Raw genomic sequence first — 16,593 nt, forward strand, 5'->3', positions numbered from 1 at the left:
AATATACTGTTTTACGGTTTTCTAAAGAATATTGTTTCAAATGTAGTGCTATTTCCTACGTTATCTAACACAATAAGTTTAAATTTATTTTCTGTATCGGTAATAATTTTGTCATTAAAGTCATAAACGAGCATTCCTGTCTTGTAATCATATTCCATCAATACAAACTTTCCATTTATCGTTGCTCGGTAACTATCAACTCCTGACTTGGCGTCATGGATTTTTATTTTTAGATGAGTGGCTTTAGACATCCATTTTTTATCTGAAACATTTACTGGAACTATTGTAGGGTTTTCACGATCTTCGAATAAAGAATAAGTTCCAAAAGTTCTGGTTCTGGCAGAAAAACGATTACCTTTTCGATATGTTCTAAAGTAGTATGGTTCTTTTTTATAATTTATTCTTCCTATGAATAATTTTTTCCTGTCTGATTCACTATAATTAGATACATCAAAAACTACTGTCATGTTTTTGTGTAAGGGGATTTCATCTTCGTGTATTTTTATAGTATCTCCTTTTACTTTGATGTCTAAATATGCATCTTCATAAAGACTTCCTTTTGGAATAAAAAGATCAAAAATTCCTGAATGATACGTCCAATTCTCATTGGATTTTACAAGATCTTCTGTCTTGGGGATTTCAGGTTTAGAAATTTCTTTAACAGATTTTCCTTGTACAGGAATATCAATAATAGTGGTATTGTTCTTAAAATCCTTAACCATTACTTTTAAAGCATAAGAAAGACTATCTTCTATGGTAATGACTCCCTTATCAACTTTATTTTTATATATAGATAAAGGGTTGTTATTTTCAATAAAGAGCTTAGTGATTCTATTACGATTCTTTTTATAATGAGAATAATCAATCAATCTATTGATATATCGTGTTTCAGAAAATGAAAATTTATTCATTTCTAGCGAAAAATTTTGATTCCCATTCACTTCTGTGACAATAGAATAAATTCCATTTTTATTGTTGGCCAAGTTTTGTTGATCTATGGTAGAAACACCAACTCCAATTTTTCCAAAAGCTGTTATTTTTTCAGCTTTAAAACTTCCATCTTCTTGAGGGGTTAGTCTAAGTTTTGAAGGTGTTTGACTTTGATTTACATGAGCTTTTTCATCAAGGCTGTATACCCAAAGTCCGTTAATGGTTGGTTTTTTTGTGTCGGCAACTTTAACCCCAAAGCTCAAAGGATTCATTGGTCTGGCTTTTGAATCTCGTATTTCAAAATGAAGATGAGGGCCACCACTTCCTCCAGTATTACCACTCAGACCGATAATATCACCTTGTTTAAGAGTTAAAGATCCAGATTTTGGGAAAAGTTCTATCTCATACGATTCTTTTGCATATTGTCTCTTTTTGATATAAGCTTCAATCGTAGGTGAAAATTTTTGCAAATGAGCATATACAGTTGTGTAACCATTTGGATGTGCAATATAAATTGCTTTTCCATAACCGTGATGTGAGATTTTTATTCTAGTAACTGTCCCAGCTGCTGATGCGTAAACATTAAGACCTTCTCGACCTTCGGTTTTTAAATCCAAACCAGAATGAAAATGATTGGACCTTAGTTCTCCAAAAGTGCCAGAAACTGCCAAAGGAATATCCAATGGGTGAGTGAAATAATCTTTTGGCGTATTTTTTTGACCGTATCCTAAGCTTAAAGTGAAAAATAAAAATAGTGTAAGTGCTCGCATAGAGAGTAAATGTAAAAATTTAGTAGTTAAAAATAAAGTGTAGTATGTTTAAAAACTAAAAGGCTATAAATTAAAGACTTGATAAGTAGGTTTTTTGGTGTTTAAAATTAGTTTAAAAACTATTGGGTTTTTTCAATTGGTATGTTAACTTTGTGTAACGAAGTATTGTGTAAAATTATAATGAGTAATTTAATTGAAATTGTTGATTCTCTAGAGAATAGGATAAGCAAGTTGCTTCATAAATATGAATTGATGAAACAACAAAATGCGGATCTTAGAGATAAGATTATAGAGTTAACTTCTAATTCTGAGCTTCAATCAGATCAATTAAAGCAGTGGGAAGAAAAATTCAGTGCACTCAAAAATGCTAATGCAATGCTGGGCAGTGACGAATACAAACGGGAAACCAAGCTCAAAATAAACGCCTTAATTAGAGAGATAGATATGTGTATTGCACAGCTATCAGAGTAAATAAAATATGGCAGACAAGCTTAAAATTAAACTATCGATTGCAGATCGAGTATATCCTTTAACGATTAATCCTGATCAAGAAGAAGGATTACGTAAAGCAGCAAAAAAGATAGACGCAATGATTAAGCAGTTTGAGCAAAGTTATGCAGTTAGAGATAAACAAGATGTATTAGCCATGTGTGCATTGCAATTTGCAACACAAGTGGAACAAAAAACTATAGATAAAGAAGATGATATGGTCAGCGTAGAGAATAGGCTTAGTGCGTTAAGCAATTTGTTACACGATCATCTCTCTTAAACGTTCTTTAAAAATAAATAAGGTTACTGCCTGCACTAGTTGTTATTTTGATAAACTCAACAAGAATTAATTAAAAAGGGTGAGTTTAAATTGTAAAAGCGCGCCGCCATTGAGCGGATTCTTGAGCAATTTGTTAGCCCTAAACCTGTTTTTACAGAGTTTATACAAAACCTAGATACTAGTGCAGGCTTTTTTTATATATAAACACTAACTAGGATTATGGAGGATAACATTATATTTTTAATTATTGCGGCTGTTGCAGGTGTAGTGATAGGGTTTATTATCGCTAAAATTCTGGAGCGAAATAAAGCTTCAGAAATGATTAAGAATGCCAAGAAAACTTCAAATAGTATCATTAGAGATGCAAAAAATGAAGGAGAGACTATTAAAAAAGATAAAATATTACAAGCAAAAGAGAAGTTTATTGAATTGAAATCTGAGCACGAAAAAGTAATTTTATCTCGTGATAAGAAGATGGCGGATGCAGAGAAAAGAACAAGAGATAAAGAATCTCAGGTGTCAAACGAATTATCTAAAAATAAAAAATTAAACGCAGGATTAGAAGAAAAAATACAAGAAATAGATCATAGAAAAGAGTATCTGGAAAAGAAGCAAAGCGAGCTTAAAAAACTACATAAAAGCCAGGTACAACAATTAGAAGTGATTTCTGGATTGTCTGCAGAAGAAGCAAAAGAACAATTAGTAGAGTCTCTAAAGGAACAAGCAAAGACAGATTCTATGTCATTGATCCAGGATACGATTGAAGAGGCTAAACTCACCGCACAACAAGAAGCAAAGAAAATTATTATCAATACGATTCAAAGGGTTGGAACAGAAGAAGCGGTAGAAAATTGTGTTTCTGTTTTTAATATTGAAAGTGATGATGTAAAAGGACGTATAATTGGTCGGGAAGGAAGAAATATTAGAGCAATCGAAGCGGCTACAGGTGTTGAGATTATTGTAGATGATACTCCGGAGGCAATTATTCTTTCTTGTTTTGATTCAGTGAGAAGAGAAGTTGCACGTTTATCCTTGCATAAACTTGTTACTGATGGTAGAATTCATCCTGCTCGTATTGAAGAGATAGTAAAGAAGACTAGAAAACAAATAGATGAAGAAATAATTGAGGTTGGTAAACGTACGGTAATTGATCTTGGGATTCATGGATTACACCCAGAACTTATCAAAACTGTAGGTAGAATGAAATACCGATCTTCATATGGTCAAAACCTTTTACAGCATTCAAGAGAAGTTGCAAAATTATGTGGTATTATGGCTGCAGAACTTGGGTTGAATCCAAAACTAGCTAAAAGAGCTGGATTACTTCATGATATTGGTAAAGTGCCAGATACAGAAACAGAGGTACCACATGCTATTTTAGGAATGCAATGGGCAGAGAAGTATGGAGAAAAATCTGAAGTATGTAATGCAATTGGAGCCCATCATGATGAGGTAGAGATGACTTCGTTAATATCGCCTATAGTGCAAGTGTGTGATGCAATTAGTGGAGCAAGACCAGGAGCACGTCGTCAAGTGTTGGATTCGTATATCCAAAGGTTGAAGGATTTGGAGGATATTGCTTTTGGCTTTAATGGTGTGAAAAAGGCGTATGCAATCCAAGCAGGAAGAGAATTAAGGGTCATTGTCGAAAGTGAAAAAGTGAATGATGAAAGAGCGGCAAGTTTATCTTTTGAAATTTCGCAAAAGATTCAAACAGATATGACATATCCTGGACAGGTAAAAATAACCGTGATTCGAGAAACCAGAGCTGTTAATATTGCTAAATAAAAAGCATTGAAATTATAAGTAAAAAAGAGAATCAGTTTTAATTGATTCTCTTTTTTTTTGAGCCCCGCGAAATTATATTTTTTTTGTAGTTACCGATAATCTCGTCTTTCCATTTTAAAGCAGAATTCATATCATCAAAATATCTAAATTCTTTATTGAAGAGAGATTTCTCTAGTTTTGTCTGGATTTTTTGCATAGGGTTTTTTGATACTACTGCAAATCCTACCAGATTAGTTACTTGGGCGGTTTTTATATAAATGATAGGGTCAACCGCATACGAATTGATGCGATGGGTAATGTATACAAAAGGAGTGTCTTTATAGTGTTTTTCTGCAATCTTTATTAGAATTGAATTATTTGTAGAATCTACAATAATCCCTTCATTCATAACCGCAATCATATGGTTATGATGTATTTCTAATTTACAAAAATCCAAATTGTATAATTTAACCATGCATTGTTATAATTGAATTTATAAAAAGCCTTTAATTGCTGTATACACTTACAATTTAGGAAAGCGTATATGATTTTGAGGTCTTAAGATGAGTAGGTGAGATCAATCGAATATAGATTGATACATTTAGATAATAGATAAATGATTAATAAGAAGAATCGTGTGAACTTTTGTATTTCAAATTCTTAATAATATTTTTTACTATTGTGTTTTTAAGATAATCTTTTTGGATTTCAACTTTATCGAAACCTTAAATGATGGTATGGACCATTTTAGAAAATTTCAAAAACTATTATTTAAGTGCGGTTAATTTTTGCAATAAGTTACGATAAAACTCTTACTTATAAAAATAATTATCTGTAAAAAGAAGGAGGTTAAGGAGAAAGATTAAGTGTTAGTCAATGTCGTTTTTTAATATTTGATCTTTCCATTCAAGAGCTTCTGTGAGTGTGTTGAATTCTTTAAATTCTTTGCTGAAAAAGGTTTTTTCTATTTTAGCTTGAATTTTTTGTTGAGGGTCATCTGATACTACGGCAAACCCAACCAAATTAGGGATTTTGGCAGTTTCTAGGTAAATAGTAGGATTGACAGAGTAAGAATTAATACGATGGGTAATGTATAGAAAAGCCTTGTGCTTGAAATGTCTTTCTACCATTTCAAGTAAAATATTGTTATGTTCTGGGGATACAGTTACTCCTTCGTTCATTACAACTTTGAGATAATCTTCATAAATCTCTACCGTACAAAAATCCAGTATGTATGATGTAATCATTTAGATGGTGGTTTACGGCGGATAATATATTAATTTTTTTGAGAATTACAATCAATATAAACATTGATAAACACTCAGAAATTGTTAATTATAAAAGTTGAAATTTCTCTTATACTCTCTAAAATACAATTTTCTGTTCTATTAATTAAAAGTTAGAATATTAAAACTTAATTCTTTTACTTAAAACAATGGTTTGTTTACGTTTTTAATAAAAGTGCTTTTGTTTAATAACTGAAGGTAAGGGTGTGATTAGTTAATTAGATTTTGAAACAGTATAACCTCTTTGCGTGTAATGAATTGTTATTGATTAAAAAAGCCACTGTGTAAAACAGTGGCTTTTTTAATTTTAAATATATTTTTAATTAGGATTCAGTAGATTTTTCTGCTTTTTTGATATTGATAATCAACTCATCAGAACTTTCGTCCATGTCCATAAATATACTATCACCTTCTTGAAGTTGAGAATTGATAATCTCTTCTGCAAGAGCGTCTTCTATGTATTTTTGTATAGCTCTTTTAAGAGGTCTTGCACCATATTGCTGATCAAAACCTTTTTCGGTAATATAATCTTTTGCTTTTTCGCTTAAAGAAAGTTCATAGCCAAGATTTTTGATTCTTTTAAATAGTTTATCTAATTCGATATCAATAATCTTATGAATGTCTCCTCTGTCAAGAGCATTAAACACCATAACATCATCTACTCTGTTAAGAAATTCTGGAGCAAAAGCCTTTTTTAAAGCATTTTCTATGACACCCTTAGCGTGCTCATCAGATTGTGCTTTTTTGGCAGAAGTGCCAAAACCTACACCTTGACCAAAGTCTTTTAATTTACGAGCTCCAATGTTTGAAGTCATAATGATTATGGTGTTTCTAAAATCGATTTTTCGACCTAAACTATCAGTAAGATATCCATCATCCAATACTTGAAGCATCATGTTGAAGACATCTGGATGCGCTTTTTCAATTTCATCTAATAGAATTACAGAATAAGGTTTTCTTCTTACTTTTTCTGTAAGTTGTCCTCCTTCTTCATATCCAACATAACCTGGAGGCGCTCCTATAAGTCTTGAAACCGCAAACTTCTCCATGTATTCACTCATATCTATTCGTATAAGTGTGTCTTCACTATCAAAAAGTTCTTTGGCTAATACCTTGGCGAGTTGAGTTTTTCCAACTCCAGTTTGACCTAAAAAGATAAAAGAACCAATCGGTTTGTTAGGATCTTTAAGTCCAGCTCTATTACGTTGAATTGCTTTTACAACTTTGGTAACAGCCTCATCCTGTCCGATTACTTTACCTTTAATTAGATTAGGCAATTCTGCTAATTTATTGCTTTCGGTTTGAGCAATACGATTTACAGGAATCCCGGTCATCATAGAAACTACATCAGCAACATTTTCTTCATCAACTGTTTCTTTGTGAAGTTTGGATTCTTTTTCCCATTGTTCTTGCGCTACAGCTAGTTCTTTCTCAAGATTTTTTTCGTCATCTCTAAGCTTGGCAGCTTCTTCATATTTTTGTTTCTTAACTACACTGTTTTTGAGTTCTCTTACTTCTTCTAGTTTCTTTTCAAGATCTAGAACTTTTTTAGGAACATCAATATTTGTGATATGTACTCGAGATCCTGCTTCATCTAAAGCGTCAATAGCCTTATCTGGAAGAAAACGATCTGTCATATACCTATTAGTTAACTTAACACAGGCTTCAATAGCTTCGTTTGTATAACTAACATTATGATGCTCTTCATATTTCTCTTTAATGTTATTAAGAATCTCTATGGTTTCTTCAATATTAGTAGGCTCTACTATTACCTTTTGGAAACGTCTTTCTAAAGCACCGTCTTTTTCGATATATTGTCTGTATTCATCAAGAGTAGTGGCACCAATACATTGTATTTCGCCTCTGGCTAAAGCTGGTTTAAACATATTAGAAGCGTCTAAGCTTCCTGTTGCTCCACCAGCACCAACAATGGTGTGAATCTCGTCTATAAAAAGAATGATGTCATCATTCTTTTCAAGCTCATTCATTACTGCCTTCATTCGCTCTTCGAATTGTCCTCTATATTTAGTTCCTGCAACAAGACTGGCTAAATCTAAAGTAACAACACGTTTATCAAACAATATCCTGGATACTTTTCTTTTGATGATTCGAAGTGCAAGACCTTCAGCAATAGCTGATTTACCTACTCCGGGTTCACCAATAAGTAATGGGTTGTTCTTTTTTCTTCTACTTAATATTTGAGAAACGCGTTCTATTTCTTTTGATCTTCCTACAACAGGATCTAGTTTACCTTCTTCAGCCATAGCTGTAAGGTCACGCCCAAAGTTATCAAGTACAGGAGTTTTAGACTTTTTATTGGATTTGCTTCCTCCTCCAGGAGAATTGAAAGGATTTTCTTTAGAAGCATCTCCTCCCATATCATCATCATCTTCTGAAAAGGATTCTGACTTAGGGTTTTCTATATATTCTTCTTCGTTAGTTATCATAAATTTAAATTGGTCCTTAACATTATCATAATCAACTTTTAATCTATTTAAAAGTTTGGTAGTAGGGTCATTTTCGTTTCTTAAAATACACAATAAAAGGTGCGCAGTGTTTATTGAAGAACTTTGAAAAAGCTTAGCTTCTAGAAATGTTGTCTTCAACGCACGTTCTGCCTGCCTTGTAAGGTGCAAGTTCTTTTTTTCGTTTGAGGCAATTGCAATATCGGGGTTTGCTGGACTAAGAATTTCAACCTTTCTTCTTAAATTTGTCAAATCTATATCTAACGCATCAAGGATACTGATTGCTTTTCCACTTCCATCACGTAATAATCCCAACATTAGATGTTCGGTACCAATAAAATCGTGCCCTAATCGTAGTGCTTCTTCTTTACTGTACGCGATTACATCTTTAACTCTAGGTGAAAAATTATCATCCATAAAATTAACTTTCTTTCTTTATAAATAAATATAGTAATTTTTAAAATTACATTCGCAAAAACTATTCCTTTTAATCTTTTTAAGTAATAAATTGATGTGGCAGAGTATATTTTGTCACATAACATCAATCACATTAAAATTGTATCATAAGATACTTCTAGTTTTGGTGAAATTAAAAGGATTTCCAACTTTTTTGAGTAAATAGACAAAAAAAGCTTTAATAATCAAAATGTATCCTAATTGACTTATTAACTATATACGTCGCTTATTTTGTTAATAAATTACGTATATTACAGTAGCTATTGGTTGTTAAAAACGTCTTAATTTACTTAAATTAGCGCGTTAAATAAATCAATTTTAGAATTAAATAATTGTTTATGGCTGAAGGAGAAAAGCTAATACCTATCAATATAGAGGATGAAATGAAGTCTGCTTACATCGATTATTCGATGTCGGTCATTGTGTCACGTGCGTTACCAGACGTAAGAGATGGTTTAAAGCCTGTGCACAGACGTGTTCTGTTTGGTATGTATGAGTTAGGAGTCCGAGCTAGCAGTGCTCATAAAAAATCTGCAAGAATCGTAGGGGAGGTTCTTGGTAAATATCACCCACACGGTGATACATCAGTATATGATACCATGGTGCGTATGGCCCAGGAATGGAGTTTACGTTACATGCTCGTGGATGGTCAAGGTAACTTTGGATCTGTAGATGGTGATAGCCCAGCGGCTATGCGTTATACAGAGGCAAGAATGCGGAAAATATCCGAAGATATGCTTGCAGATATTGAAAAAGATACTGTAGATCATACTTTGAATTTTGATGATACTTTACAAGAGCCAACTGTATTGCCTACCAGAGTTCCTGGTTTATTAATTAATGGTGCTTCAGGTATTGCTGTTGGTATGGCTACTAATATGCCTCCGCATAATTTAAGTGAAGTTGTAGATGGAACGATCTCTTATATTGACAATAATGATATAGAGATTGATGAATTAATACAACATATCAAAGCACCAGATTTTCCAACAGGAGGTACTATTTATGGATATGATGGTGTACGAGAAGCTTTTAAAACTGGTAGAGGTCGAATTGTAATACGAGGAAAAGCTAGTTTTGAAGAAGTTAATGGTAGAGAATGTATAATAATTACAGAAATACCTTATCAAGTTAACAAGGCGGATATGATTAAAAAGACCGCGGATCTTGTTAATGATAAAAAGATAGATGGTATTTCTTCTATTAGAGATGAATCTGATAGAAAAGGAATGCGTATCGTATATATGCTAAAGCGTGATGCAATTCCTAATATTGTACTTAATCTTTTATATAAATATACTGCACTACAATCTTCTTTTAGTGTTAATAACATTGCGTTAGTAAATGGACGTCCTCAATTATTAAATGTAAAAGAGATGATCCACCATTTTGTGGAACATAGACATGAAGTAGTTGTACGTCGTACCAAATATGAACTTAGAAAAGCAGAAGAAAGAGCACATATTCTAGAAGGGTTAATTATTGCTTCTGATAATATTGATGAAGTTATAGCTTTAATAAGATCTTCTTCTAATGCAGAAGAAGCAAGAGAAAAGCTTGTTGAACGCTTTAAACTTTCTGAGATACAAGCCAAAGCTATCGTAGAAATGCGCTTGCGTCAGTTAACAGGACTGGAACAGGATAAACTACGAGCAGAATACGATGATTTGATGAGTACCATTGAGGATCTTAAAGATATTTTGGCTAAGAAAGAGCGTAGAATGAATATCATCAAAGAAGAGCTTATTGAAGTAAAAGAGAAATATGGTGATGAAAGACGTTCTCAGATAGAATATGCTGGAGGAGATTTGAGTATTGAGGATATGATACCTAACGAAAAAGTAGTAATTACTATTTCCCACGCGGGGTATATTAAAAGAACACCTCTTAATGAATATAAGAAACAAAATAGAGGAGGAGTTGGGCAAAAAGGAAGTACTACTCGTAACGAAGATTTTCTAGAACATTTATTTGTAGGAACAAACCATCAATATATGTTGTTCTTCACTCAAAAAGGAAAATGTTTCTGGATGCGTGTTTATGAAATACCTGAAGGAAGTAAAACATCAAAGGGTAGAGCAATACAAAACCTTATAAACATTGAAAGTGATGATAAGGTAAAAGCATTTATATGTACCCAAGATCTGAAAGATGAAGAATATATTAATTCTCATTATGTCATAATGGCAACGAAAAAAGGTCAGGTCAAAAAGACATCTTTAGAGCAATATTCTCGTCCTAGAACTAATGGTATTAATGCTATTACTATTAAGGATAATGATGAATTATTAGAAGCAAAACTTACCGATGGAAAAAGCCAGGTAATGCTTGCTGTTAAGTCAGGAAAAGCTATTCGCTTTGAAGAAGAAAAAACAAGACCAATGGGTCGTGGAGCTTCTGGAGTTAGAGGAATTCGCCTGGCTAATGATGAAGATGAAGTAATAGGAATGGTAGCCGTTAATGATATGGAAAGTAATATTCTTGTTGTATCAGAAAATGGCTTTGGTAAACGTTCTAAGTTAGAAGATTATAGAATAACTAATAGAGGTGGTAAAGGTGTGAAAACCATTTCTGTTACAGATAAAACAGGTAATTTAGTCGCTATTAAAAATGTAACCGATGCTGATGATCTTATGATTATTAACAAATCAGGAGTTGCAATTAGATTAGCAGTAGAAGACCTTAGAGTTATGGGACGTGCTACGCAAGGAGTACGTTTGATTAATCTTAAAGGAAAAGATTCTATTGCTGCCGTGGCAAAGGTAATGCATGATGAAGATGATGTAGAAGATCAGGATGAATTGACTGATGATGATTCTACATCTATTGAAAATGTAGATAAACCTGACAATGCTGAAGATGGCACGACTATTGATAAGAATACGAATGAATAAATTAAATCCCACAAAAAAAACTCAAGTAATGAAAACTAAATTTATTGTAGCATTGTTCGTAATGGCGAGTGCTATTGGATTTTCTCAAGACGCAAAAAAAGCGGTTAAATCTGCTTCAAAAGCTTTAAAATCTGGTGATTTGTTGGTAGCTGGTGATGCATTGAAAGCTGCAGAAGGACAATTAGATGCTTCAGATGACAAATTGAAAGCCCAGTACTACTTTCTTAAAGGACAACTTTTATCAGCTACTGCAGATAAATCTTTAGATAAAATTGAAGGTGCTGCAGATGCTTATTTAAAAGCAATTGAAATTGAAAAAGCATCTGGTAGTTCAAAGTTTACAGGAGAAGCTGATCAAAAAATACAGCTAATACGTCAAAAGCTTGTAGAAGATGCAATTGCTGATCAAAATGCTAAGAATTATAAAGGGGCTTCAGAAAAACTGTATTTAGGTTATAAAACTAATAAAGCAGATACTATTTACCTATACTATGCAGCAGGTAATGCTGTAAATGGTAAAGATTTTGATACTGCTTTAGCCTACTATGGAGAATTAAAAGATCTTGGCTTTAATGGTGTTCAAGAGCAATTTGTTGCTACAAATAAAGAAACCGGAGAAGTAGATCCTTTTGATTCAAAACAAGTAAGAGATATTTCTGTAAAAGCAGGTACACATATTAAACCTGAAGTAAAAGTTACAGAATCTAGAAAAGGAGAAATTGCTAAGAATATTGCTTTAATCTATATCAGCCAAGGTAAAGATGAAGAAGCAATGAAAGCAATGGAAGACGCTAAGAGAGAAAACCCAAATGATCCTTCTTTATTACAGGCAGAAGCTGATATGTTCTATAAACTTGGAAACATCGCTAAGTATAAAGAAATAATGGAAAAAATCGTAGCTAACGATCCTGAAAATCCTGATTTATTATATAACTTAGGAGTTAGTGCTTCTAGATTAGGTGATAATGATCAAGCTATAGGTTACTATAAAAAAGCCATTGAGTTAAAGCCTGATTATACTTCGGCTCAGATTAATATTGCTGCAATCATTTTAAGTGGAGAAACAGAACTTAATGATAAAATGAATAGCTTAGGTGGTTCATCAGCTGATTATAAGAAGTTTGATGTATTAAAGAAGCAAAAAGAAGATTTATATAAAGAAGCAGTTCCTTTTCTTGAGGCAGCTTTAAAATCTGCACCTGATAATGTAGAAGCTGTGCGTACATTAATGCAGATTTTCTATCAATTAGATGACCCTAAAGCTGACGTGATGAAAAGTAAGCTTAAAGCATTAGAAGGAGGTAGCTAAAAAACTTCTTTTAAGAGATAGAAAAAACCGGAAGAAAATACATTCTTCCGGTTTTTTTGTGACTTAAATTTTCTGTTTATAGTGGAGTATTTGAAAGAAAAGTAAAAACAATTACTCTTATTTAGATGTTAGTTTAATAAGTACATCCACATTTACTTTGTCTACATCCAAAATCAAATCCTAATGTGATCAAATGTGATCCTGCTCCACCAACTGGTTCAAAGACTTCATTTACATTAATCTGATACCCGTAGGCTACATAAAAATTAGCCATCTTAATCCCTAGCATAGGTGATACTGATAATGGCTTAAAATCCTGATCTACTAAAGAACGAACACTTACACCAGCCCAATAGTAATCCCCACGATTCATTTTACGAACCTTAAGGTTTAAATCTGCCGTAGAACGACCATCTCCAGCAAAGTTCTGATACAATACTGATGGCTCTATCTCTATATCACTAAACCTATGATAAAAAGTGTATCCTGTATACAAGTAATAGTTCTGTATCGTGGCAGGTTCTGTTGGATTAAAATCATCGATCTCCTTTTGTAAAAGATTCACCGCATTTGCACTTAAGAAAAACCTTCCTAAACGATATAAAAACCCAATATCAAAATTAGAATTGTTTACCGTTACATCAGCTAATCCAGGACTTATCGGGTTATCAGGATCTCCATTATTAAAATCAGAAGTATCAATACCAAACTGCGTGAATTTATAACTAATACCAAAAGATAAATATTGGTTGTTATATTCATTAAGGGTTAAGTGATGCGCAAAGGATAGTTGTACCCCTTTTTGCGTTGTAAACCCGTTTTGGTCATTAAACAGTATGGCTCCAACTCCTGAACGATCCGAAATCCTTCCGTCAATGGATAGTGATTGTGTTCCTGGAGAATCTTCGATACTTACCCATTGTTCAAAACCAGAAGCACGTAGCTGCCAGCAATCTCCAATCCCTGCATAGGCTGAAGATATCAAATATGGATTGTCAGCGATATACTGATTTTGAATAGGAGCGAAAAACTCTTGACCGTATCCATAATTATTTATGATTAAACCAAAAATAATTATGGATATTACTCTATATATATTCTGTTCTTTTATATTCATCGCTTATCTGTGTAAAGTAAAGTGTCCAACAAATTCTCTTTTCTCTTTATCATTGACAATGATATGAAACCAGTAGTCTCCTGAAGGAAGTTCTTTACCTTGGTGAATTCCGTTCCAGCCACTATCTCTATGATCTCCTTTAAAATCTGCGAGTAATCTACCATATCTGTCAAATACTCTTACTTCGATATTTTCAAAAAGGAAAGGAATATTATCATTTGATGAGGTCTGATCAGGGTACCATCCTGTATCATTATTAGGATCAAAATAATTTGGAATAATAAGGTTTATATAAGTTAATTCTTGTGTAGATTCGATCTCACATCCTGAACTATCAACAACTCTGATTCTGTAATTTCCGCTATTCCGTATTGAGAACAGATTGGATTCTAGTTCTCTTTCTACATTATCACCATCAAGGAAAGTCACAAAATATGTGTATTCTGCTTGTCCACCAGTTACTATGATTTCATATTCATTTACATCTTGTGGATTACCTGTCATTTGTGCTACAGGAAGTGACATCGGTGTATATTCTTCTATGATAATAGTTCCTACAGTAACAGAACATCCGTTAGCGTGAAGCATTGATCCTTCATACTCTCCTGGATTAATCACAAAAGTACCGGTCATACTATCACTCGGAACAGGGTTAGCTGTACCATTAATACCTGTTAAGGTATAAATGATATCTGTTGTTACAGAATTATCTCCTAAAATAAAGTCGATATAATATACCGGTGCTTGTGTCACTGTTCCAGTAGTCGAATCTACTACAGGACAATCCATTCTGTTGTTTAATACAGCATTCAATGTTATACCAGGTGCTATATCAAGATTTAAAGAGTGCTCACAATTACTACTGTTATTAGAATCTCTAATAAATAAGGTAGTAACACCTCCTGGAAGATCTGTGATCACAAGATTTGTTGGATCCACAACTGGTTGGAAACTTCCATCCACTCCAGTGATACTCCAGAAATACCCAGGAACTCCTCCTGTAATTGCAACGGTAGCAGTACCATCTGCAAATCCAGCACAAGACTCTGGTGTGATTGATGAAATCGTAGCATTGATTGCAGGTGGCTCATTAATGATAATATCCAAAATAATAAATGGACATCCATTATCATCAGCCAACTCTACTCTATAAGTATCTGCTGGTAGACCATCAAATATATGCTCTCCTAATACGCTATCACTATCATCTTCAATGAAAGTAAACAATGCATTTCCTGCACTATCAAATAATGAGAATACATAATTAGGTGTACCTCCGGTTGCAGTTACGATAATTCTACCATCTACCTCACCATTACAGGTAATATCTTCAGCTACTGCTGTGGCTATAAACTCTGTAGGTTGTGTAATGGTAAACGGAACATCTTCTGGTCCACAATCTTCACTGGTTACACTATATACATAATCCCCAGCTAAAAGATCTCCAAAGAAACTAGTGGTTTGTGGTCCTATATTTACTGCTGCACCTAAATAATCTGTACCTGTTAAGGTGTACATATAGTTTCCTAATCCTCCTGTTACTGTTGCATCTATTGAACCAGTCGCTTCACTAAAACAGATAATGAAGGTATTGTTTAGATCTAATGTTACAGCTAATGGTTCTGGTTCTCTAACTGGTACTGTATTAGAAGGAGAAGATACACAACCATTACTATCTCTTACAAAGAAGATATAATCTCCTGCGGCAAGGTTTGTAAATGTAAATGGATTCGCTCCCGGAACATAGTTCACACCATCTGAGCTATACTCATATGGCGGTGTTCCTCCTGCAGCCGTTACTTCAATATCAGCTGTAGGATTAGCACAAGAAGGATCTCTTACGGTATCTACTGTAATAGTAACTTCGGTAGGAGCATCAATGGTAACATTAGCCGTAGCCGTACAATTCAAATTATCTGAAACAGTTACTATATAATTCCCAGCAGATAAATCTGTATAGGTATATGTGTCAGTACTACTTGTTACAGCGGTATCCTGAGATCCATCAGGGTACGTAAGAACAAATAGATATGTACTAGGTCCCTGACCTCCTGAAGCTGTAATGGTAATTGTTCCATCAACACTATCAATACAATCTAAGGTACTACCTATAGCAGAAGGTATTGTAATATCCATAGGAGAGGTAATTGTAACTGTTTCGGTAGTTTCACAACCATTTCCGTCTATAACTCTTACCTGGTAGATAATTCCTGCAGGATCATGAATTAAATTTTCGAAAAGTGAATTACTACTATAATTATCATATGGTGGTAATGGAACACCATTCATATCTTCTAAACGGAATAGGAGTGTTCCTGTTCCACCGTTAGCATCAGCTTCAATAATAGCAGAATCATTTGAACTACAATATCCGGAATTAATGACACTTATAGATAACTCCACAATTGGAGGAGAAACAATAGTATAAATATTAGATACATCAGTACAAGTAGTAACAGGATCTGTCACGGTTACCTGGATGTTTCCTGCACCAAGACTACCAATGATTATCGGATCTAATACGGTATTATCACCACCTCCACTAACGGTAACTCCTGTTGTAAGGTTGGTAGCGTCATAGGTATATGGTCCTGTATGTCCGGTTACTGATAGGCTTACTTCACCTGTTGTATCTCCAAAACATTGGATATCGTTAGCTGTTAATGCAATTGTTGCTTCTATTGTATCAAACGGTAGTACTTCATACGGAGCTGTATCGATAGAACATCCTGTATCTAAGTCAGTGATTCTAAAGATATAAGTTCCTACTGCTGGCAGATTAAAGTTTCCACTGGTAGTGGTTCCCGAAGGATCTTCTGCCACAGTCTGT

At 33.7% G+C, this 16,593-nt stretch carries 11 protein-coding genes and 1 other RNA gene; 6 read left to right on the forward strand and 6 right to left on the reverse strand.

The window, feature by feature from the left end:
* Nucleotides 1-11: 11 nt before the first annotated feature.
* Entirely contained in the window at nt 12-1,700 is a 1,689-nt protein-coding gene (locus tag U0D62_RS25395; protein ID WP_322290174.1) for a M23 family metallopeptidase, read from the reverse strand.
* Between the two features lie 180 nt (nt 1,701-1,880).
* On the opposite strand from U0D62_RS25395, the gene U0D62_RS25400 reads away from it, so the two are divergent.
* From U0D62_RS25400 to rny, 4 genes are all read left to right on the forward strand, one after another.
* Nucleotides 1,881-2,171, forward strand: a complete 291-nt coding sequence (locus U0D62_RS25400) for a hypothetical protein (protein WP_322290175.1) — start codon at nt 1,881-1,883, stop codon at nt 2,169-2,171.
* Between the two features lie 7 nt (nt 2,172-2,178).
* Nucleotides 2,179-2,469 (forward strand): cell division protein ZapA, encoded by a 291-nt coding sequence (locus U0D62_RS25405; RefSeq protein ID WP_322290176.1) that lies wholly within the window; start codon nt 2,179-2,181, stop codon nt 2,467-2,469.
* Nucleotides 2,470-2,523: 54 nt separating this feature from the next.
* Nucleotides 2,524-2,631, forward strand: a non-coding RNA gene (gene ssrS, locus U0D62_RS25410) — 6S RNA.
* Between the two features lie 57 nt (nt 2,632-2,688).
* The gene (gene rny, locus U0D62_RS25415) at nt 2,689-4,257 is read left to right on the forward strand and encodes a ribonuclease Y (protein WP_322290177.1); all 1,569 of its coding nucleotides are present in this window, start codon (nt 2,689-2,691) and stop codon (nt 4,255-4,257) included.
* A 37-nt stretch (nt 4,258-4,294) separates the two neighbouring features.
* On the opposite strand, the gene U0D62_RS25420 is transcribed toward rny, so the two are convergent.
* The 3 genes from U0D62_RS25420 to U0D62_RS25430 all read right to left on the reverse strand — a co-directional run bounded on the left by U0D62_RS25420 (nt 4,295) and on the right by U0D62_RS25430 (nt 8,404).
* Nucleotides 4,295-4,711 (reverse strand): hypothetical protein, encoded by a 417-nt coding sequence (locus U0D62_RS25420; protein WP_322290178.1) that lies wholly within the window; start codon nt 4,709-4,711, stop codon nt 4,295-4,297.
* 394 nt (nt 4,712-5,105) lie between these two features.
* The gene (locus U0D62_RS25425) at nt 5,106-5,483 is read right to left on the reverse strand and encodes a hypothetical protein (protein WP_322290179.1); all 378 of its coding nucleotides are present in this window, start codon (nt 5,481-5,483) and stop codon (nt 5,106-5,108) included.
* Nucleotides 5,484-5,845: 362 nt separating this feature from the next.
* Complete coding sequence (locus U0D62_RS25430) at nt 5,846-8,404, reverse strand: ATP-dependent Clp protease ATP-binding subunit (protein ID WP_322290180.1); 2,559 nt, start codon at nt 8,402-8,404, stop codon at nt 5,846-5,848.
* 377 nt (nt 8,405-8,781) lie between these two features.
* Between U0D62_RS25430 and gyrA the strand changes: the two genes are divergently transcribed.
* Both gyrA and U0D62_RS25440 read left to right on the forward strand, forming a co-directional pair.
* Nucleotides 8,782-11,337, forward strand: coding sequence for a DNA gyrase subunit A (gene gyrA, locus U0D62_RS25435; RefSeq protein ID WP_322290181.1), 2,556 nt, complete (start codon nt 8,782-8,784; stop codon nt 11,335-11,337).
* Nucleotides 11,338-11,365: 28 nt separating this feature from the next.
* On the forward strand, nt 11,366-12,646 hold the full coding sequence (locus U0D62_RS25440; protein WP_322290182.1) for a tetratricopeptide repeat protein: 1,281 nt from the start codon (nt 11,366-11,368) through the stop codon (nt 12,644-12,646).
* 133 nt (nt 12,647-12,779) lie between these two features.
* Here the strand turns inward: U0D62_RS25440 and U0D62_RS25445 are convergent, their stop codons facing one another.
* Nucleotides 12,780-13,763, reverse strand: a complete 984-nt coding sequence (locus tag U0D62_RS25445; RefSeq protein WP_322290183.1) for a PorP/SprF family type IX secretion system membrane protein — start codon at nt 13,761-13,763, stop codon at nt 12,780-12,782.
* Nucleotides 13,764-13,766: 3 nt separating this feature from the next.
* On the reverse strand, nt 13,767-16,593 hold a 2,827-nt coding region (locus tag U0D62_RS25450; protein WP_322290184.1), incomplete at its 5' end, for a T9SS type B sorting domain-containing protein.

It is taken from the genome of Aquimarina callyspongiae (assembly GCF_034322225.1).
Taxonomy (GTDB): domain Bacteria; phylum Bacteroidota; class Bacteroidia; order Flavobacteriales; family Flavobacteriaceae; genus Aquimarina.

Coding starts and splice junctions, on each gene's coding strand:
- U0D62_RS25425 (WP_322290179.1), bottom strand. CDS start 5,483: ATGATTACATCATACATACTGGATTTTTGTACGGTAGAGATTTATGAA.
- rny (WP_322290177.1), top strand. CDS start 2,689: ATGGAGGATAACATTATATTTTTAATTATTGCGGCTGTTGCAGGTGTA.
- U0D62_RS25420 (WP_322290178.1), bottom strand. CDS start 4,711: ATGGTTAAATTATACAATTTGGATTTTTGTAAATTAGAAATACATCAT.
- U0D62_RS25430 (WP_322290180.1), bottom strand. CDS start 8,404: ATGGATGATAATTTTTCACCTAGAGTTAAAGATGTAATCGCGTACAGT.
- U0D62_RS25405 (WP_322290176.1), top strand. CDS start 2,179: ATGGCAGACAAGCTTAAAATTAAACTATCGATTGCAGATCGAGTATAT.
- gyrA (WP_322290181.1), top strand. CDS start 8,782: ATGGCTGAAGGAGAAAAGCTAATACCTATCAATATAGAGGATGAAATG.
- U0D62_RS25400 (WP_322290175.1), top strand. CDS start 1,881: ATGAGTAATTTAATTGAAATTGTTGATTCTCTAGAGAATAGGATAAGC.
- U0D62_RS25440 (WP_322290182.1), top strand. CDS start 11,366: ATGAAAACTAAATTTATTGTAGCATTGTTCGTAATGGCGAGTGCTATT.
- U0D62_RS25395 (WP_322290174.1), bottom strand. CDS start 1,700: ATGCGAGCACTTACACTATTTTTATTTTTCACTTTAAGCTTAGGATAC.
- U0D62_RS25445 (WP_322290183.1), bottom strand. CDS start 13,763: ATGAATATAAAAGAACAGAATATATATAGAGTAATATCCATAATTATT.